The organism is Vallitalea maricola, assembly GCF_036985595.1.
In the GTDB taxonomy this organism is placed as follows: domain Bacteria; phylum Bacillota; class Clostridia; order Lachnospirales; family Vallitaleaceae; genus Vallitalea; species Vallitalea maricola.
The window spans coordinates 1-20,969 of the sequence record NZ_BTPU01000050.1 but is presented as its reverse complement, the minus strand read 5'-3'; the positions used below and the strand labels follow the sequence as shown (position 1 = coordinate 20,969).

Annotated in this window: 20 protein-coding genes and 1 riboswitch; of the genes, 2 read left to right on the top strand and 18 right to left on the bottom strand. The window is 30.1% G+C overall.

The genetic code is table 11. The annotated features are described in order from the left end of the window. Window positions 1–123: 123 nt before the first annotated feature. Together AACQ14_RS14655 and AACQ14_RS14650 are read right to left on the bottom strand one after the other, a co-directional pair. Window positions 124–1,482, bottom strand: coding sequence for an alanine/glycine:cation symporter family protein (locus AACQ14_RS14655; protein WP_339364332.1), 1,359 nt, complete (start codon window positions 1,480–1,482; stop codon window positions 124–126). 156 nt (window positions 1,483–1,638) lie between these two features. Further along, a riboswitch (glycine riboswitch) is annotated at window positions 1,639–1,732 on the bottom strand. Between the two features lie 118 nt (window positions 1,733–1,850). After that, the gene (locus AACQ14_RS14650) at window positions 1,851–2,507 is read right to left on the bottom strand and encodes a hypothetical protein (protein WP_339364331.1); all 657 of its coding nucleotides are present in this window, start codon (window positions 2,505–2,507) and stop codon (window positions 1,851–1,853) included. A 386-nt stretch (window positions 2,508–2,893) separates the two neighbouring features. Between AACQ14_RS14650 and AACQ14_RS14645 the strand changes: the two genes are divergently transcribed. After that, entirely contained in the window at window positions 2,894–3,529 is a 636-nt protein-coding gene (locus AACQ14_RS14645) for a nitroreductase family protein (protein ID WP_339364330.1), read from the top strand. 13 nt (window positions 3,530–3,542) lie between these two features. Here the strand turns inward: AACQ14_RS14645 and AACQ14_RS14640 are convergent, their stop codons facing one another. From AACQ14_RS14640 to AACQ14_RS14625, 4 genes are all read right to left on the bottom strand, one after another. Next, window positions 3,543–4,037, bottom strand: a complete 495-nt coding sequence (locus tag AACQ14_RS14640; RefSeq protein WP_339364329.1) for a GNAT family N-acetyltransferase — start codon at window positions 4,035–4,037, stop codon at window positions 3,543–3,545. Between the two features lie 48 nt (window positions 4,038–4,085). Next, complete coding sequence (locus tag AACQ14_RS14635; RefSeq protein WP_339364328.1) at window positions 4,086–7,082, bottom strand: hypothetical protein; 2,997 nt, start codon at window positions 7,080–7,082, stop codon at window positions 4,086–4,088. Between the two features lie 130 nt (window positions 7,083–7,212). Then, window positions 7,213–7,674 (bottom strand): GNAT family N-acetyltransferase, encoded by a 462-nt coding sequence (locus AACQ14_RS14630; RefSeq protein WP_339364327.1) that lies wholly within the window; start codon window positions 7,672–7,674, stop codon window positions 7,213–7,215. A gap of 20 nt (window positions 7,675–7,694) precedes the next feature. Next, complete coding sequence (locus AACQ14_RS14625; protein WP_339364326.1) at window positions 7,695–8,447, bottom strand: alpha/beta fold hydrolase; 753 nt, start codon at window positions 8,445–8,447, stop codon at window positions 7,695–7,697. 600 nt (window positions 8,448–9,047) lie between these two features. Here AACQ14_RS14625 and AACQ14_RS14620 point away from each other — a divergent pair. Continuing rightward, window positions 9,048–10,391 carry a hypothetical protein gene (locus tag AACQ14_RS14620; protein ID WP_339364325.1) on the top strand — a complete coding sequence of 448 codons (1,344 nt, stop codon included), beginning with the start codon at window positions 9,048–9,050 and terminating at the stop codon, window positions 10,389–10,391. A gap of 9 nt (window positions 10,392–10,400) precedes the next feature. Here AACQ14_RS14620 and AACQ14_RS14615 read toward each other — a convergent pair whose 3' ends face one another. The 12 genes from AACQ14_RS14615 to AACQ14_RS14560 all read right to left on the bottom strand — a co-directional run. Then, complete coding sequence (locus AACQ14_RS14615) at window positions 10,401–10,931, bottom strand: permease (RefSeq protein ID WP_339364323.1); 531 nt, start codon at window positions 10,929–10,931, stop codon at window positions 10,401–10,403. 2 nt (window positions 10,932–10,933) lie between these two features. After that, on the bottom strand, window positions 10,934–11,413 hold the full coding sequence (locus AACQ14_RS14610) for a hypothetical protein (protein ID WP_339364322.1): 480 nt from the start codon (window positions 11,411–11,413) through the stop codon (window positions 10,934–10,936). 348 nt (window positions 11,414–11,761) lie between these two features. Next, window positions 11,762–13,432, bottom strand: a complete 1,671-nt coding sequence (locus AACQ14_RS14605; RefSeq protein WP_339364321.1) for an RCC1 domain-containing protein — start codon at window positions 13,430–13,432, stop codon at window positions 11,762–11,764. A 23-nt stretch (window positions 13,433–13,455) separates the two neighbouring features. Beyond that, the gene (locus tag AACQ14_RS14600; protein WP_339364320.1) at window positions 13,456–14,007 is read right to left on the bottom strand and encodes a hypothetical protein; all 552 of its coding nucleotides are present in this window, start codon (window positions 14,005–14,007) and stop codon (window positions 13,456–13,458) included. A gap of 122 nt (window positions 14,008–14,129) precedes the next feature. Then, entirely contained in the window at window positions 14,130–14,270 is a 141-nt protein-coding gene (locus AACQ14_RS14595) for a hypothetical protein (protein ID WP_339364319.1), read from the bottom strand. Between the two features lie 52 nt (window positions 14,271–14,322). After that, entirely contained in the window at window positions 14,323–15,135 is an 813-nt protein-coding gene (locus AACQ14_RS14590) for a TIGR00266 family protein (RefSeq protein WP_423247996.1), read from the bottom strand. A 177-nt stretch (window positions 15,136–15,312) separates the two neighbouring features. Beyond that, window positions 15,313–16,980, bottom strand: a complete 1,668-nt coding sequence (locus tag AACQ14_RS14585) for a sensor histidine kinase (RefSeq protein WP_339364318.1) — start codon at window positions 16,978–16,980, stop codon at window positions 15,313–15,315. Window positions 16,981–16,989: 9 nt separating this feature from the next. Beyond that, complete coding sequence (locus tag AACQ14_RS14580) at window positions 16,990–17,625, bottom strand: response regulator transcription factor (protein ID WP_339364317.1); 636 nt, start codon at window positions 17,623–17,625, stop codon at window positions 16,990–16,992. A 1-nt stretch (window position 17,626) separates the two neighbouring features. Then, window positions 17,627–18,697, bottom strand: coding sequence for a transcriptional regulator (locus tag AACQ14_RS14575; protein ID WP_339364316.1), 1,071 nt, complete (start codon window positions 18,695–18,697; stop codon window positions 17,627–17,629). 387 nt (window positions 18,698–19,084) lie between these two features. Beyond that, a complete protein-coding gene (locus AACQ14_RS14570; protein WP_339364315.1) occupies window positions 19,085–19,324 on the bottom strand; it encodes a hypothetical protein in 240 nt (79 codons plus the stop codon). Between the two features lie 148 nt (window positions 19,325–19,472). After that, window positions 19,473–19,877: an Imm7 family immunity protein gene (locus AACQ14_RS14565; protein ID WP_339364314.1), complete on the bottom strand. Its 405-nt coding sequence runs from the start codon at window positions 19,875–19,877 to the stop codon at window positions 19,473–19,475. 15 nt (window positions 19,878–19,892) lie between these two features. Beyond that, window positions 19,893–20,969 (bottom strand): restriction endonuclease fold toxin (locus tag AACQ14_RS14560; protein ID WP_339364313.1); only part of this gene is annotated, 1,077 nt, incomplete at its 5' end.

The following is a 20,969-nucleotide window of genomic DNA, read 5'->3' as shown; positions in this document are numbered from 1 at the left end:
TACTAGAAGATAATCTTGTTCTTTATTGCACAATATTGTCCATTTTCAAACAATTTAAAAAGCTTATGGATTAATAACATCCTAAGCTTTTCATAATAATTATTACTCTACATTTAATTTTACCTATCTATATCTTTCTTCCTTAAGAGTTCTAAAATACTGTTTAGTCTCAAATGATATGACTCCACTTAGACCAATGATTCCAATAAGGTTAGGTATTGCCATCAATCCATTAACGATATCAGCTATAACCCATATCAAGTCTAGTTTTAGGAACGCACCTACTCCTACTAATCCTATAAATATTAATTTGTATGGTACGATACCTTTTACCCCGAATAGATACTCCGTACATCTTTCACCGTAATAATTCCATCCTAGTATTGTTGTAAATGCAAAAAAGATAAGTCCAATAGTTAAGATGAATTCTCCACCAGCTATAGGTAATCCCTGTTTGAATGCCAAGTTAGTCATCTCAGCTCCTGCGAATTCTGATTTGAATGCCCCTGTCATAACCAATGATATACCTGTCATAGTACATATTATGATAGTATCAAAAAAAGTACCTGTCATAGATATAAGACCTTGTTTAACACATGAATCAGTTTTAGCTGCTGCAGCTGCTATTGGAGCTGACCCAAGTCCTGACTCATTGGAGAATACTCCTCTTGATATTCCGTTCTGAATAGCTTTCATAACTGTTGTACCTAAGAATCCACCTGCCGCCGCCATAGGTGTAAAAGCACTATTAATAATCAATGAGACTGCACTTGGTACTGATTCTATATTAAATATAATTATTGTAAGAGAAGCAATTATGTATAAAACAGCCATAACAGGAACAATGAATTCACACACACCTGAAATACTTTTTATTCCACCTAGTGTTACGAAAGTTACTAGCAATGTCAATACAACTGCTGTCACTGCTACAGGAACATTAAAAGTAATCTTCACAGCAGTTGTTATAGAATTTATCTGTGTGAATGTCCCTATACCAAAGAATGCAACACCAATACCAAATATAGCAAAAAGTTTAGCAAGAAATTTATTCCCTAGTCCTTTTTCTATATAATACATTGGTCCACCTGACATCTGACCATTCTCATCTATTACCCTGTATTTTACTGCTAACAGGGATTCAGCGTATTTAGTTGCCATACCAAAAAATGCAGCAATCCACATCCAGAAAAGTGCTCCTGGACCTCCTGCTTTTATAGCTGTTGCAACCCCGACAATATTACCAGTACCTATGGTCGCTGCTAAAGCAGTACATAAGGCAGCAAAACTAGATACATCACCATCAGCCTTATCATCTTTATCTTTTCCAAATAAATATTTCAGTGCTAGAGGCAGCTTAAAAACCTGTATGATTCCTAGCCTAATCGTTAGATATAATCCTGTTCCAACTAATAGTATAAGTAGTGGTGGTCCCCAAACCACACTATCAATTCTCTTAAATATTTCAATCATTGTATCCATCCAAAATCCTCCGTCTTTAATAATTTATGTCTTGTTATAGAAAAATATAGTATCTTTTTACAATAAAAAAAGCCAATGGTATGATTCCATGGCTTATTAATAAAAAAAGCCAAATCATATGATTTGACCTCTGGTTACAAAATATATTCTATAGTGAATATATCCTCTGTCCTTTTACCTGAGAGTTTCACTAATCATTCATTAGTTTTCCCCTTCGGTGCTCATTAAGAGTCTCTCCAGAGGTTCGTCCAAAAGCGGTCGATAATTCTTCCGCAATCTTCATCCGAACATATTTACTTTTACATACATATTATAACAGCATTTCTCATTTTGTAAATATAAAATTTTTAACAATTATAGAATATGTACTATGCTATAGTTTTTATATATGTCATCAATAATTGAACACCTACAGCTAATACAAGTGAACATACAGCTGTTATAGGTTTTACAGCACGTTCAGAAACATTTAATATCTTACCTTTTTTGTCTGCTTTTGCAATTAACATTATGATGAAGGCATTAACCAAGTTATTGATTATCAAGAATTTTAACAGATATTCTTGTGGACCTTTACTAATCATTCTAGATGGAATACCAATATTGAATAGAATCACTGCATCTAAAAAGTATATGATTCTCCAAGAAAAACCTGCTAATAATGCACTAGAAAATCCTATTTCCTTGTTTTTCTTAACACTCCATGCTACTAAAGCCATTACACTCAATCCTTCTAAAACTATAGCGAATGCTGGATTAATAACTTTTACTGGATGTGAGATAGGCATAAATAAATTGACTAATTTAATGATACCTGCTATCAAACTTGAATAAAAGATCACTGAAAAATTATTACTCTTCTTATAGGCTTTACGTAGAATACAATACCCTATAGGAAACATAACACAACCACTAATACCAATGGTACTTAAATTCAATAGATAACCAAGTGTGGCCTCTGTTATACCCCAAATTCCTCCAAAAAACAAAGCATAAATTAATGTACTTTTTAATTTGCCTTTCATTTTTAACACCCTCCAATAAATTTCATAATATTAAATTAATATATGAATATCAATTATATATTTTATATTTATTATATCACTTAATTTTGTTTTGTTCAATTATTTCAACATATTTTGCAATACGCCATTTATTATTATATTTTTAATAAAATGCGTATAATTATTAGCTGTTTTGAAAAAATACTTAATAATTAGTTGTCATTACTGAAAAAGACTAATAATTTTAATGCGACATTTTTCTTGCCGTATACATAGTTTATTTTTTACTATATAATATAAACAACTCAACTTTCTAATCATTATAGTATTAAGCATGATAACATATTTTTGGTGTAGAAGTTGAATAGCTGATATTTATGATAAATGAAGAAAGGAATATATGATATATGAATAATCTAGATTTCATCTATAATAGACATAGTGTTAGAAAATTTACTGACCAAGAGATTCCAATGGAAAATATAACTAAAATACTTGAAGCTTCCACATACTGCCCTTCAGCAAAGAATGTTCAGAATTGGCATTTTGTTGTTGTAAAGAACAAACAAAAGATTGAAGAGATCGCAAAATCCATTGAGAGAAAAAATAGCGAGATTGCTGATAAATTACATGATGAAAACAAAAAAACAGCTTTTACCAAGTTCGTTAGATTCGCTACTCTTTTCAGAAATGCTCCTGCTGTAATTCTGGTATATGCTAGTTCCTATATTCCAACTGGTCTTGATGAATTACAAGAAGCTGGTGGTTATGAGCAAGAAATAAATCACATAATTAGCATGTCACCACAGATGCAAAGTATAGGAGCATTAATAGAAAATTTAACTCTAGCTGCTACAGCTATGGGTTATGGTACTTGCTGGATGACAAGCGGCAACTATGCGGCTAGAGAAATATCAGAAGTTGTACAATTTACTAATAATGATTTTTACCTTGCCGCTATAGTTCCAATAGGAGTTCCTAATTTACCAATTAAAAGTCCCGGTAGAAAACCAATTCAAGAAGTAATTTCAATTATTGAATAATACTTTTAGGATATTAATCTACTTTATAAACTTTTAGATATAATTCGTCCCTTATACTATTGAATTCCTCCTCACTAATCTGTGAGGGATATGACATAATAAGTAGAGGTACGCTTTCTTTATTCTTATCATAGGCTGGTTGAACATAGTTATAGTTATTAAGTTTGAATCCTAGTCGTGTATAGAAGTCTATTCTTTTCTTGGCTTCTTGTGTATTTGGCTCTTCAACTTCTAATATTATCTTATTACTATCATCTATTATTTTCTTTATAGTCTTACTGCCATGACCTTTACCTCTACTATTTTTGTCAAAGGCCAAATGCTCAATATATACGAAATCGCTTAAATCCCAAGTTGTATAAAATCCTACGATTATATTATTATCTTTTACAGGATACAAATTGTATTCATCCTCTTTCATTATATCCATCTGCTGTTTCAGACTTCTACGTTCATTCTCTGGGAATGATTCACAATATATATTCCATATTACATCAAAATCTTCCATTTCAATCAGTTCTCCTTAAGTATTTTTGTAGATAGAAACTATTACCTCTTAATCTAAGTAAATTTCTTTTTTAATTGACCAATTTATGTTATCAATTTTACTAGACCACTCTTCTTTATTATCAATTTTTATAGTAATTTTTTCATCATCAATAAAATAATTCAGCTCACCATTATCAGTCTTATTTTTATCTAACTTTATTTCATACATTTTATCTGTATCTATTTCATAAAAGTAGACAATATCTTTTATTTGGTTTCCATCTTGTCCTTCTTTTGTGAATACTAGTGTATCATTAGTTGTTTTATATGAAACATACATATTGCTGGTTAATATAGTCTTGTCATCATCTACTCTGATTAAATTGCTATCATTATCCATGTATAATACAACTGTTTGTCCATAAATATCAGATATGCCGACTATATCATAAAAATTGTCTCCTATCACATCTTTTTTCAATGATGATAGATTTAATCTAACCAGCTCTCCATTAATGTTATTGTAATAGATGTTATCCTTTTTTGTTCCTATAAAATAACTAAAATCACTACATATCAATTTTGTATTATCATTTCTATTATCAACCATAATCAGTTCGTTTCTCTTTTCAAAAATGATATTGTTATTATAAATAGTTGTATAGCCTGAAACAGAATCTAATATTGTCTTAGGATTAATATTAAATCCATTAGTCAAATCAATTACCTTCAAACTATTATCCTCGTCCATGTAATATACTTTATTATTCAATGCATATATCAAATTTCCAGTTTTAATATCTTTTCTATTCATTGTGTCTATATCAATGATAGTCATACCTTCATGAGATGCAACTCCATTATTATTGCCTATTACACAATACTTTTCATTAACTATATACATATCTAGTGGGTCTCCTTCTCCACCCATACCAAATATTGATTTATAGAACTCTTTGACCTCTAGTGTATTTAAGGTAATTTTAAAAACTATGCTATCATCATTACTTATATAGACTGCATCATCAGTAATTGCTAGTGTACTGTCTGATGGATAAAAGAAGTCCACAGTGCTTTTAATTGTCCTATTAATCTTATCATATGTATATAAGGAGTTTTCTACTGCATATATTAGAGCCTTATCATCTTCGTATAATATCTCATCAGGTTTCTTATATTCTTTGTCAAATTTAAATATTCTAGTACACATGCTTCCACTGTCACCAGAGTAAATTTGATTATTATGCATGAATAAATGAGAAACCGCTCCTCCTTTTGGTATAACACTGATTAGTTCTTTTTTATTCTTATTATCTTTTATTTTATATAATAATTGGTTTTCAACAAAATACAATGTATCTGATTCACTCATCATTAATTGTACACTATCATTTGTAGACGTAATTTTATTAGTAGATTTATCCTTACAATAAAATCTTATTGGATAATTAGTACTATAATAAATATTTTTGTTTGTAACTGCATAATCTAAAACCATTTTTTTATCAATTAATTTATGCTCATCTTTTGAGTAACAATAAAAACCAAATTGTTCATCATATCTAGTATAATACACTTGTTTACTGTAAGCCTTAATATTAATGACTGGAAAATCAGTAGTAAGTAATGTATCGCCAAATTTTCTATCAATGATAACTAGATGATTATCCTTTTTCCTTGTATAAGCCAATATTTCTGAAGAAAATGCAAATTCCTTATATTCTTCTTTTATATCATCTTTAACCTCATTGATATCTGATTCCAAATAAGTATTTTTAGCTTTAATCATATATGAATTATTACACTCTGATTTGTGTTCTTTATTACCCATATAGTAATAATCTACTATATTAGCTTTATACATGTCTTTTTCCTCTGCAGTATAAAAATCCATCAAGTAGTCTTCATAATACATCTTGTCATCTTTTAATTTAAATATTTTTTCTTGATCATACCTGTCATTTGCTGACTCTTTATTCCAATATAGAATATCAATTATATCTGTTGTCTTCTTATCTAAACTTAGTATATGCCCTTTAGTAGTTAATAAATAAATATCATCATCAAGTACTACTCCTTTTGGAGGAATGAAATTTTGAAAATCAGCTTCTTTCATATATTTATTACCATTAATCACATAGATTGAATTAAATGAATAAGATGGAGAATACACATATAAACTATCCTCAGTTACTTTCTTATTATAAGTTTCTTTTTGTAAATCAACTATTGTATCAGTTTCATAATCATATTTCTTGATCTTAGAATCTGCTTGAAAGTATAGATTTTTATTTTTAGTTATTCGTATCCCATCATTATAATTACAATCATGTAATGAAAATTTGATTATTTCATCTAATTTCGCAGTTTCCATATTATATTTATAGATATGTCTAAGATAATCTTCTTTTGAATCATCTACCTGAATATATGTAATGTTATCTTCGTGAAGTACATTCAGATTGTACTTATTTTCTAGTAAAAGTATTTCTTTATCGTCGTCAATATTTTGTATATACACATTACTATCTTTACAATATAGAATCTTATCCCCTGCAAATTTTACTGGATATTCAATATATTTCACTAAAGATGTTTTGAATGAGTCTCCATCCAATAAGTACATTTTGTTGTTTGACATGAAGTAATTCTTTTTATCAAGTTTCATTAACTCATTAGAATAAGAATTATCTATACTTCGTTCAAATATTTGTTTACATTCCTTGGTTTCTTTATTTAATGAATATAGAGTATTATCATCATTTTCATTGATGAACAGTAGATATTTACTATACTTATCATTAACCCCATTGCCGTCACTTTCTTCTAATGATAGATTATCTTTTTCTTTGATTTTTCCTTCTTCATCTAGGTTTTCACTTGACCCGTTTTTATCCTTATCTGATTTATTAGTATTAGCCTCTTTTGATTCAGCATTATCAATCACTTTTTCATCACTATTAATATCAGTCACTTGAGTATTATCAGTCTTTCCTTTACAGCCTGCTAGAACTATACTCATGGCTACTATTAAAAGAATAATTAACTTAGTATTTCGATTCATAATATTTCTCCTTGTCATTTGTTATATTCATTACCATAATTTTCAACTTATGGTAATGATAATACCATAAAACTATTAAAAAAGATTACTAATTTCTTTAAATATTTATTACTTAAATATTATTTATCTATTATATTTCCATGCTTAATCTTAACATATCAATACATTCTATACCATTTTCATATATTTTTTCATTATAATGTTTTCTAAAAAACCCCTTATTAATACTGTCTATATGAAATCCACATTTTTGATACAGAGCTAATTGTGCAATGCTTGAATTACCAGTTCCTATTTCTAGTATTTTTGCTCTGTTTTCTCTAGCTTTTTTTATAGCATGATATAAAAGAGCTTTACCTATCCCGTTTCCTTGATAGTCTTCATCTACAGCTATATTCACGATTTCCATTGTCAAGGGTCTTGTTTTTAATAAAACATAAATACCTACTATTTTATCTATATCATAAGCTACGTAGCAGATACCTCTATTATAATATTCATCAATCAATTCCTTTGAAGGATCTGCTAACAATAATAAATCATATGGTATTTTTTCATCTTTGCTCAATTGTCTAATTTCAATATTATTCATGTTCTCCCCTTTCTATCAATCTATAATTTTATTTCATTAATAAAATTACTTGATTCTTTACGAAATATATCAGGGCAACTCCACATAAAAGGATGATTACCTTTGGGATAAAGTATAACTTTGGATGTCAATATCTTTGATGCTATGTTGCTAGCTGCTTTTTCAATATTTTGTATTGCTTCATCTACTAAACTACCTATAATAAGTACTGGACATTTTACATCTTCTAACTTACCTTTAAAAATACTTTCCTCTTTTTTTGACGCTTCATATATCATTTTAGTATCTAATTCAACTATATGTTCCCAATCCTTTCCTTGAGCATATTCCCAGAACATGCATTGTTGTTTTGATTTTTCTTTTCTTTCATTATATAGTCTATCTGCTAAATCAGAAGAAACGTATTCATCAGAAATACTGTCAGCTATTACACCTTTGGTCATTTGCGGCTCGATAATTGACATATTGATAGCTATAAAACCTCCACCACTAGAACCAACTGCTATCCATTCTTCTATTCCTAGTGATTTCATTAATTCACAAGTCATCATAGCATTCACCCACCAGAAATCATATGAAAACTTTTCTACTCTATCAGATTTTCCATATCCTATATAATCAGGGCAGATAACTCGAAACTCATTAGAAAAATATTCTATCTCTCCTTTGTAAACAGCAGATGAAGCCGTATTTCCAGCTAGTAATACAATAGCTTTTCCTTGTCCTTCATCAATGTAGTGTACTCTTTTGTTATTGTAATTATAATATGGCATTATTGAATCTCTCCTTTAATCTTTTATATTTTAATGCAATAATAGGTGTATTATTTGATTCTCATTTTTACCACCCCCAATCTTAGAAATTTAAAAAAGCTGTAGATAGAATAATTAGCTATCTACAGCCTTTTTCACTGAAAGAACAAAAGCGGCTACGCCTTTAGGACTTTCCTATAACACAAATAAATCTGTACATTAAGTACAGATATAATCACAATGAGATATATCAAAAGGATGTTAATCAACTTATTCTTAACTTAGATTCTAAAAAAGCATACCAAAATAAACATTTCTATAGAACAAAATGTCATTCACTGCTTTTTATATTAAATTCATCGTCTAGTTAAGAATATTCCTCATTTTAACAACCTCTTTCTTTTTTTATATTGTAATAGAAACCATTAGTAAAGTCAACCTTAATTTTACCCTTATCACTTCTAAGCTTTATACTTTCTCAATATATTTATAATATCTAATACTTATTACATAAAAATCTATTAATAAATATATTGGAGGTTACCTAAACTGAAAAATATAAAGTTAGTATCAATAAAAAAGAGTAGCTTAGTATTATTTTCCTCTACAATAATAATCTGTTTGTTCATCTGTATATTAATCATTAAAAACATAAAGAGTGATGACTATGTTCCTGTCACCCTTATTCTTAATGATAATGATACTATTGAACTTCAAAGAGAGAATGAAAGATTGAAAGGAGCTCTTGAAAGAATATTCCCAGAAGAACAAAATGTATTATATGAAAAACCTTATAGAGGATATTATGATAAAATACCTTCTTTTCAGACATATACACTACCAGATGCCATAGACAAAGGCAAAAATATTGATTTTAATGTGATCTATAATGATACTGAATATATGAGACCTACTTATGATTCAAGTTGGAAGGATTTCTATTTCAGAAATTGGTTATACCTTCCAGATAAGATTACTAATGCTCACCACAAGATATTTATTTATCCTGTTGGAGGAAGCAGTAATTTTGATTTTATTGGTGACCTGGCATTCAATTCCGTAAGTATAGATTTTCATAGAAACATTAATTTTCTAATCTATAATTTTGATGTAGATAACATTAGGCAGTATGAAAATCAAGTTATCTTTATAGGTAGACCAGAGCGAAAAGGTGCACAGGTTATTTCTATTGTTCAAGATAATCTGCTATCGGATAATTCTAATACAAAAGATTTCCTTTTCCAACTAGCAACTCTACAAGGTTATGAGATTGACCTGATCTATGGTGATGCCATAAAGTTTGATTATCTTAAGAAGATCATTGAAGAAAACACTGTCAAAAGAACATTTTTATCTTCCAGTAAAACAATGACACTAGAACAACTACAAGAAGAAAATGCTCTTATTAAAAAAGAATTATCTAATTTTATTCCCATAGAAAATAATACCAGAATTACAAAACAAGATTGCAGAGAACCATTAGATAATTATATTACTAAAATTAATGATTTGGAATCTGTTAAAAAAACAGGTAAAAATATTGAATTCAATATCATTTACGAAAATCCAAAATATGTAAGACCTATATATGACCCAATCTGGAAAGATACCTATGAAAAAGGCTGGGCTTACGTTCCTACAAAGATATGCGAAAATATGCATATGCTATTTCCTATACCCTCTGATATCAATAAACAAGCCGATTTCTTGCATAATCTAACTATCAAACCTGTTATAACTATTAATAATGATAAAAGAGGTATTTTGCTATTTAATTTCACTCCCCAAGAAGTTTATAAGAAGGGTAATCAAATAGCTATTATAGGAATACCTAATAGATTAGGTTTTTCCATAATGACAATAGATATCAAGGAATTAAAAGGGCATTCCTCTTACCTCTTACAACTATCCACTCCTGATTTTCAAGAGATTGATATAGATAGACTACATATAGATAAAAAATAGTATGAGCCATTACATTGAGCTGGCATTTTCATATATTTTTTTTACTTCGTCTTTATTGATTAATCCATTCAGAATAAAGGCAATTATAATTATTCCAGGGACATCTATCAGTAATCTTGTTACAGCAAATCTCGCTCCTAGAGCTGACATTTCAAATAGGAACATTGGTATTCTGGTGGTTGACCAAGCCCCTATGAATATTAATACATTACTGAATTTTACTCCTTTTTTCATAAATACAGCTGCTATAGGAAACGCACCGTACAATGGTCCTGCTGCTGCTGAACCAAGTATTATTGATAGAACTATTCCCTTAATACCTGATTTATCTCCCATGTATTTCATCATGGTCTCTTTTGGAACCCATACATCCAATAATCCTAATAGTATAAAAACAGGTGGTATGACAAGAATCATTTCTTTTAGATTACTGCCTGTAATTTTTATGGCTTTTAAACCTATCTCTCTATTAAATATTAATAGTAATATTATTGTAGCTATAATGATTAGTGCAAAAGTATATCTTTTTAGAGTCTTCATAATCAAGCCACCACCTTCTCAATGATATATGCTACGATAAAACAAAATATAAAGGCTAACACATTTCTTATTATAGTAAGTTTTTTACCAAAGTACTTAATCTCAACGGGTGCTGTGATTACTCCTACCATCATTAGTGCTGATATGAATGCACCTATTTGCATATATCCTGCTCCACTTTCAAGTAACATTGAAGCGGTTGGAAATGCAACGAATCCTGGGATTAATGTTACTGCTCCGATAACAGCTGAGGCAATAACCCCTATCCAGCCTGACCTAGCTCCTATAATCTTAGAGATAAATTCAGCATCGAATATAGAGAGTAATATACCAACAAACAATATTACTCCTAGAAACTGAGGAAGGATATTATTAAATGATTTCCAAGCTTTTTTTAAAGCCTTTTTGGTTTTTTTCTTGTCTTTATAAAAGGAAATAATTAGTAAAGTAATAGCTACTAGGTACATTATATAACTACTCATGGTTAGGGACTCCTTTTTTATTCTTAAATAAATTTATATAATTCTTATAAACTATACAATTCTATACTCTTCTTTTAATATTGTTAGTGTATCCACCATCTTTTAATGTATCTCTTATAGTATACTAAAAAAATCTAGACTTGCCTATCTAATAAATTATAATCAATAGCTATTGTTCATTAAAGAAAATAATCTCTACACTAATATCTACTAATTCTATTCCTTTAGTAAGCACGAAAAAAGAGAGTGAACTTAATTATTTCAGCTCTCTTTTTTGTTTATGGGAGTATTTTATTATCAAAGTTTCCTCTATATATCGGCAGTTTTGTAATAATTAAATTTATTGTTCTAAGGCAGTATCACATTATCAGTATTTACACTATCAATAGCCTTCCATATCCTATACATTGTCATGAATGCTTGCTGACGTTGATAATTTCCTTTAGGATCAAATCTATTACCAGTTGTTCCTTTGATTACACCAATATCATAAACATACCCTGTATATTCTTTTGCCCAGTTAGATATTTCGTGTGCATCTGCATAGTTTGGAGTGCTTAATGAAACATCTTTACCACAAGCCTGAGCTGTACGTGTCAAAAATACTGCTGCCATTTCTCTATTTAAAAGCATATCTGGGGCAAAAGTAGTTTCTGATATGCCTTTTACTATACCTAGCGCTTTTGCTGCTAGAACTTCCTTAGTATCACAATCATCAAAAGTATTACTTGGTGCTATATCAACACCTACTTCATCAAGGTATTCATCTATTTCCATACCAGATTTTACTTCAATCATACGAATAGCAAGTATACAAAATTCTTCACGATTAATAGACTTTATATAATCACCTTGCATTTCATTTGGTATCAGCTGTAGTCCTATAGCTTTTTCTACTTCTTCAGATGCCCAACTATTAGGTGAATCCTGAATATCACTAAGCATAATCTTAAGTGGGATCATCTCTCCCCAGCTATTAATATCACCATGACCTAATACTTTATAATAATTTTCTCCAGCAGTACCTAATGTATTATCTCTAAAAACTACTACAATATGTCTACTTCCAATTGCCATATCCCTTACATTGTCATATAGCTTAACAGGTTCATAGGACTCAACAAATTCTCCGTCATCACCCCATGCCCAGAGCGTATTATCAGTTTTTATTACTGCCATCTGATAACCATTACTATCTGCTTTCGCACTTAAAACGTTATCCATAACTTTATATGGAATACCAGCATTCTCTACCCATCCACTTTCAGTATAAATACCTGAATTATTAGCTGACCCCCAAGAATATAAACTGTTATCAAGTCTTACAGCCATTATAGTTTCAGAATCTGCATTTATCTCTCTAACATCATCTAGTATTTTTATTGGTGTCACTACTTCTTCATCACTTCTATTTCCAAGAGTTGCTCCGTCATTATAGCCATATCCCCATAATGTATCGTCAGCTTTGATATAATAAACATTAAATGTAGAAGCTGCTACGTACTTACAGTCATCAGCTATTTTAGTAAATCTTTCACAATAATCTAAAGTTCCATTCCCAGTCATAAAATTATTTATCCATACGGAACCGTCAGTCTTTAAGACTAGTATCCAGTCTCTTGCCACTGATACCATATCTACATCTTCAAGAACTTTTGTTGGATAAGTATATGTAGGGGATAATTCTTTGTTATACTCACCTTCCATAGGTCCCCAAACCCAAAGGGTATTATCTTTTTTAACAGCTGCTCTTTGAAGACTTGAAGCAGAAACACTTCTTACATTATCCAGGATTTTAACTGGAGTCCATACTACAACATTAATATCCTCACCATATTCTGTTCCACCATTACCAACATAATCTGAACCCCAGCCCCAAAGTGAACCATCATTCTTTATGACAAAATTTGCACTTTTAGCTGCTGATACAATACTGTCACTATCACCTCCAGCATAAATAGAATTACTTACACATAAAAATAACATTAAACATATACTAAAACTCATTATTTTTTTCATAATTTTCTCCTTTCCATACATAATTACCATTCTGCCATCATAGACTGCATATCCATTTCTTGAAATGTCACATCCTTAGGTGGAACAAATTCATCACCAGAAAATCTAATACTATCTGTTATTTTTATAACTTTCAGGTTTGTCATAAGTGTTTCTCCCATGTAAACCTCATATTTTAGAGGAGTGGCATATTTTTTTGAATACCACATTTTAACTAAAACATCTCCCATATCTTCATCGGACTGTGTTGCTTCTATATAGATAACTTCTTCACCATCTAGTGTTTCTACTCTAGCTATCATATCTTCTGACGAAGCATCTGTTATCTCAGCAAGCATTGAAGTATCCATCATAAGCCCCATTTCCTCAGCATATGAAGCGTTAGCACCAGTCATCTTAACACCAGTTTCTTCACCATAAACATACTGATACATAACTTCTTCATTAGGTAGATGTATTAAAATGCTCTTCGCCATACCCGGCACATCAATCTCTGTTCTTGATTTATTGCCATCATAGTATGTATTCATGGATGTAGTTGTTCCAAAAGCAGTCATTTCTGATTTTATAAGCATTTTTTCAGGTCTTTCATTAGAAATTGATTTTACTAAATCAGAACCTTCTAGATTACTTGTTTGAGGCTCTTTATTAACCTCCTCTTTAGTTTCCTCTTGTTTAGATTGTTCATTCTGAACTTCTACTTGAGGTTTTTCTTTAACCGGTTGTACTGTTTTAGTCTCTCTTTTACTGATTTTTCTGCCTTTTTATCACTTCCACATGCTACAAGAGGAATAGATAAAATTAGAATTAATATAAGTACCAGCAATTTGTTTTTCATTACGATTTCTCTCCTTACTCTACTATAAATACGATATCAAAAGGAATCATACTTAATCCCTGCCAAATAAGTTAGTAAGCCCTGAAAGTTCTTCTAGTGGATTATTAAACCCTTTGGATTCTCCTTTTTTACTGCTGCCAGCAGCTGAGTATATCTTATCAGCCATTCTACTAAAAGGTAGTGATTGAAGCCAAACTGAACCAGGTCCTTTAAGTGTTGCTAAGAACAATCCTTCTCCACCAAACAGTCCAGATTTAATGTCGCCAGCAAACTGTACATCATAGTCAACACTGTTAGTCATAGCAACTAGACAGCCAGTATCAATCTTTAGCATTTCTCCATGTGATAGATCTTTTCTAATAATTGTTCCCCCAGCATGTAAGAACGCTAATCCATCACCTTCAAGTTTTTGCATGATAAAGCCTTCACCACCAAAAAATCCTGCCCCAATTTTCTTTTGAAGATGAATATCAATTGATACGCCTTTAGCTGCACATAAAAAAGCATCTTTTTGACAAATGATAGTACCACCAAACTGAGTTAAATCAAAAGGAACAATTTTACCAGGATAAGGTGCCGCAAAGGCAATATGTGCTTTACCATCATGATTATTTGTAAATACAGTCATAAATAGACCTTCGCCAGTTATCACTCTTTTACCAGCTCCTATTAATTTGCCCATAAGACCTTTCCCATGCTTTTTTCCTGATCCATCACCAAAGATAGTTTCCATACCTATCTTTTGGTCCATGTACATCATTGCTCCAGCTTCAGCAAGTACACTTTCACCACAATCAAGCTCAATTTGTACGAACTGCATATCATCTCCATAAAGTTTAAAGTCAATCTCATGTGACTTAATCATAAAAATCCTCCTTTATAATATTTTTATTTCATATATTTAGTTTACTTTTTTACTATGTCAATTGGTATATACTAGTAGTCACTTATGATTAGCCACTTATCCATATTTTTTAGCCATTAGGACAATAAAAAAAAGACCTAGAATAATCTAAGTCTTAAAAACGTTCTTCTATTTGTTTTATAATGGAACTACTATGTTAGCTGCAAAACCCTCATTACCCTCACTTGTGTATCTTGCTTTTCCACTAACTAAAGCTAGCCTTCCATCAATACCATTAAGTCCATTTCCTTTTACTAGATTTTCTGCTCCTACACCATTGTCCATAGTTTGAACAGCGATTTGTTCATCATATGCAGTTACCATGAGTAATAAATTTGTAGCCTTTGAATGTTTTAGTGTATTGGTTACAAGCTCTGTTATTATCTTTTTTAATGTGTCATATATTTTTTCATCAATGACTTTGCTTTTACCCCTCATGAAGAAATTAACTTTTACACCACTGACATCAACCACTTTCAGCATACTCCTTATCTCTTTTTCAAGTGCCACAGTATTATATATCATAGTATTATCTTTACTTGTGATATTTTTCATTTCGTTAAAACCATTTTTAATTGACAAGGCTGCTTTTTCAAGACTTTCATAAGCCCTATCTTTTTTTGTGAGATAGAACATTTTACTAACCTCAAGAAGTTTGATAGTTACTACCAGTGAATGCCCTAATATATCATGTAATTCACGAGCAATATAGTTTCTTGCACCTACATGAGAAGTTTGTTTTAACATTTCTATTTGATTTTCAAGTTTTTGATTAGAGACAGCAAGTTCTCTATTTTCTTTATCAAGTGCACAATTAGCTATATGATAAGCTGTAACATCAGTAAAACAAATAATGTATTTTTCTCCATCCATACTTTTTTGGTTATTCACAAAATATGTATAATACATATTATTATGTTTCAAGATCTTTTCATGGATAGTATCTGTTTTTATGTAGAGTTTATTTACAAGACCTTCAGCATCTTCAAACAAATGCTCAAACTCTGTATTAGTATACAAAACATTGAAATCACTATCAACTATCAATATGGGATTATCAAGTTTCTTTGCAACTTCATGCTTCATTATAGGTGTTAAATCAAAAAATTCATATTTGAAAGTAGCGTAAACAAATACTAGGATTGACCATGTATATACTATAGGTGTAATATCAAATACTTGTATATGTAAATAGTCAAAAAGCGCTTCTAGTGTTCTTGTGATGTAGATAAAATTAAGGACAAGGGGAACAATTATAGCTATGGCAATAAGGTTTCTTTCTAATCTTGTTTTATCACTAAGCTGCTTTTTAAATTTTATGCTACAAAATACCATTCCTATAAGTATAAGAAGATAGTTAATAACTACGTGAACATAAAAGAGTTTGCCAAAATCATCACCCCAAAAACTGTACCTGCTATAAAATAAATAATGATGAGGATTAGTTACAACAATTAAAAAGCCAAACAAACCTATACTATATAGCGCAATCCTAGGATATCTATTCATTGCTTTACCTTTATAATAGATATAAGAAAAGTCTAAAAAGCTAACTTCCAATAAACAGATACCAAAATAATAAAACACAATAAAAAACCATCTTAACTCTGCATTTGGAGAAACTGTCTTAAATATCTTTCCTATCAGCCATATCATCATAGATGACTGAACTACAAAAAATGCTTTAAGTGATGTGTTTTTATTAGCTTTCATATAGATTATAACAAAGGCTGCAACATTAACAATTAAAGCAAAAAAGTTCCATAGTGTGATAGTAGCTACTTTCACCATAGTTCCATATTCCATATTAGTCTCCTAAACTATACCATTTTCTATTGCAAAAATAGCAATTTGAATTCTATCTGACATATCTAATTTTTCAAGTATTCTACTAATATTATTCTTTATCGTACCTTGGGAAAAAGATAATTCTGCTGCAATTTCTTTATTACTAAGACCTGCTGCTATGAGTTTTACTATTTCTACTTCTCTATCTGTTAATAAATCTTTATATCTAGATTTATATTCATTCAATCCCTTAAATCTATCCATCATAATTTTTTTGACACTTTTATGTATAACAGTAAGTCCGTTATTCACACACTTAATACTACGAGTCAAATCTTTATGGGATATGTTTTTTACAATGTACCCATCAGCATCATTTATAAATGATTCCATAATATTATCTGGATTTTCAAAGGTTGTTAGTATTATTATTTTAATATCAGGAAATTTGTCTTTTATTATTTTTGTAGCACTTACACCGTCAAGCCCTGGCATTTCTATATCCATCAATACTACATTAGGGCTATGTATTTCACAAAGCTTAATAGCGTCATTTCCATTTTCGCCCATGCCTACTACTCTTATTTCTTTATCATTTTCTAGTAAATATGCTATTGATTCACGAAGTAGTTGCTGATCATCTACTAATATAACTTTTATCATTTCAACCTCCATAGTATTCTCTGTACTTAGAAACAGTGAGCCTAACTTCCTCTAAAATTTCATTGCTTTTCTTTATGGAAACATCAATATATTTTTCAAAAAGTTCATTATCAATTTTATCTTTTGTATCAGATATAAGTTTAGAAAGATATTTCATTTGTTCATCTCTTGAAGAAACTATTTCTTCAAGGAGATTGTTGATTTCTTTCTCCTTTTCAAGATGATATACTACTTTTGAGTAATTTTTCAGCCTTTCATTTGCTGACTTTGACTGTTCTTTTTTATTTTCAAGATCAATAAGTAACTTTATCAACTCAGTTAAATTAGTGATAGTTATTATATATGCTATATCTTCTTCATTATGGTTTAATGGAACTATTTTATATGTGAAGTAATTTTTTTCAGAATTTATTTTAAGCCTAATATACTCCTTCCCAAAATGAGTTGAGTTTTTTATACTATCACCTATAAATATAGCAGTAATGTTTGAAATGTCTATGTTCTCAACACCAGCAAAAAAGCCTGATTTCTGGGCAGCTTCGTTTTTATATATTAATTTGTATGATGTATCAATTACAAAGATATAGTTGGTACTCATGTCACCTATTTTATCAAAAGCTAATATAGAAAGGGATGATTCGCTACCCATATTAAACATGAAATCAAGATATATTGTATAAGATATTGCAAGTAATATTTCAAAGTAACAGGTATAGGACCTATTGTTAATTACAATTATTAGATATGCAAAAATTGGAATTACTAAGAGCAAAAACCTAAATACACTAATTACTTTGTTACTTAAAAATTCTTCTTTTTTGGTGGTTATAAATAAGTCTCTAATACTGTAGATAGAGATCATAATAAGACTTATTCCTACCAAAACTTTGTAAAAAGAACTATAGCTTATATCATGAAATTTATAACTTATAATAAACATTTCAGTAAAAGATGTAAGCATTAATAAAATTATTAGTATGGGTATTATTTTCCTCTTATTATGTTTAATAATACTATTATTTACTAAGACTAGATTCAGCAATAACAATAATACAACTAGTTCTAAATTCATAAGTATACTTGCATATACCAGATTAGGAATGATAGTTTCTACTATTTTTAAAATACTAAAAAGGATTATAAGTGAGAAAGATAAGTAAATATGAAATATATCAGTATCTGTGTTTTTTCTGTAATGACAATACAATGCGCTGCCTATGGCAAACATTGCTAGAAAAGTTGTTAGTATAACATCAAAAAATTGATAATATGTATAATATCTACCATCACCCATAGCATTCTCCTTTTATCTGATTACTTTTATTATACACTAGCCATAAGTCATTTTGAAGTGCCCATTGGCATTAGTTTATATATAATCGTTCCCCGTGTTACATTATTTATAAGAGACCTAGAATTTAATTCTAAGTCTCTATTGTATATCTATTGGTTAGTTTGTTTATTCTTCTAACTTATATATCTTATAAGCCTTGTCCATTCCATCTTTAAAAATATAGATTCTCTCACATTTAGGGCAACGCCATACATCATATTGTGGATTAGGAATTTCCCAAGATTTAAGTATGTCATCCTTAATTATATTACTCCATTCTTTATCAGTATAAACAACTAACTCAATATCATTAGGTGTTTCACCATTCCATAATTTCTCACCACATTTACATATCAATTTAGCCATGATAGCACCTCGTTTTATTTCCTTATAATCCCATTACTACATTTCCAAAAAGGTGTTGATACTCCTACATAAAACATTATCCTAATCATAATCAAACTAATAATAATCGGTTATCATATATGGAGTTCATCTAAAATTCCAACAGGTTTTAATCAGTACATTCATCTTCTACTATAGGAATAAATGGAGATAAAAACGTATCCTTTTGTATAGATAGATTACCTCGAACTAAAGTATATACAATAAATTCATTATCTAACCCCTTTGTGTCTTCATCATCTTTAACGTACAATAGACCATATGAACCTGGGGCTATTTTGGCAATATATTTATACACTCCTAATAATTCTTCTGATTCTTGGGTTTTATGATTACTTAGACCCGATACAATAATTTGATATTCACCATTTACTGCAAATATTTTTAAAATCCCACTTTCCCAGTTAAGATTATCTATATAATCTTCAATCATCTTAGCTATATCATCGATATTTTCTTCGTCTATAACTTGTGGAGTTTCTTGTATTACAGCCCAACCGTGAAATTCATACATAAGTATCACCTCCTACTAAAATAATGGTTTGGTATCAATAATTACTTCTATTTTATATCTATTACTATACTCATATAATTTGTCTATTACACTTTGAGCAGGTTGTCCTTCAAAATGATAATAAACCTTTCTATCTGTTTGTTGTGCTGCCTCAAATGCAGCTTTCATTTGGTTTCTAACACTTTTATTATATGTTTGTAATGCTGGTTTTGTTTCTCCAATGAATATATCACTAATTGCATCAAATTCTTTGCCTTTGGGGTCATTACTAAATTTCATTCTAGATTGTCCATTTAATCTTTTAGCTAATGCATCAGCTCCTGCATCTGGTTTATTAACTTTAACTAATTCGCCTGAAAATCTACCATTAGTTTGAGCTGCCTCTCCTAAAAACTCCTCATCCTTATCCGTAGAATTCAAAGCATTAATAATGAACTGTTCATCTGCATCAGTAGCACCTAAAGTACTATTATAATCAGCTATCATTTCTCTTAGCATACCATTAGCTGCTAAACCTGATGCCATCCTGAATCCATATATGGATACTCCTTCTAGAAATACTCCTAAGGTGTTTAAACCATAAAATGCAGCTGCCGTATATGTAATAGGTTTAACTACGCTGAGTAGATCATCAGGTATTCCATCATTAACTTCCAGTGCAAAATCAGCATTACTTTTTACAGTTCCCCATATATCACCTTCAGGGCTATCTGTTTTCTCCCAGTTAGACCATTTATGCTTATAATACTGAATTTCTTCTCCTGTAAGTAACTTATATAATTCTTCCCTAAGTTCTTTTTTATGTTCCTTCTCTTTTTGTGTATAACCTGGTATACCTGTTACATATTCTTTCGCTCCATGGGGGTCCATACTGTATAGAAATTGTAATTCTTCTACTGTTAATTCCAATGATCTATTTTGTACAGCATGACCCAGAGCTGTAGCTGCTGAGGATTCATTTAATTTTTTTGCTGCCTCTACACTTCTAGCACCATAACCAGCATGTACTAAATTACGACTAGCTTCATATGTATCCTCACCAACATATTTCCATATTACATTTTTATCTGTAAATAGTATATCATTGTTTTC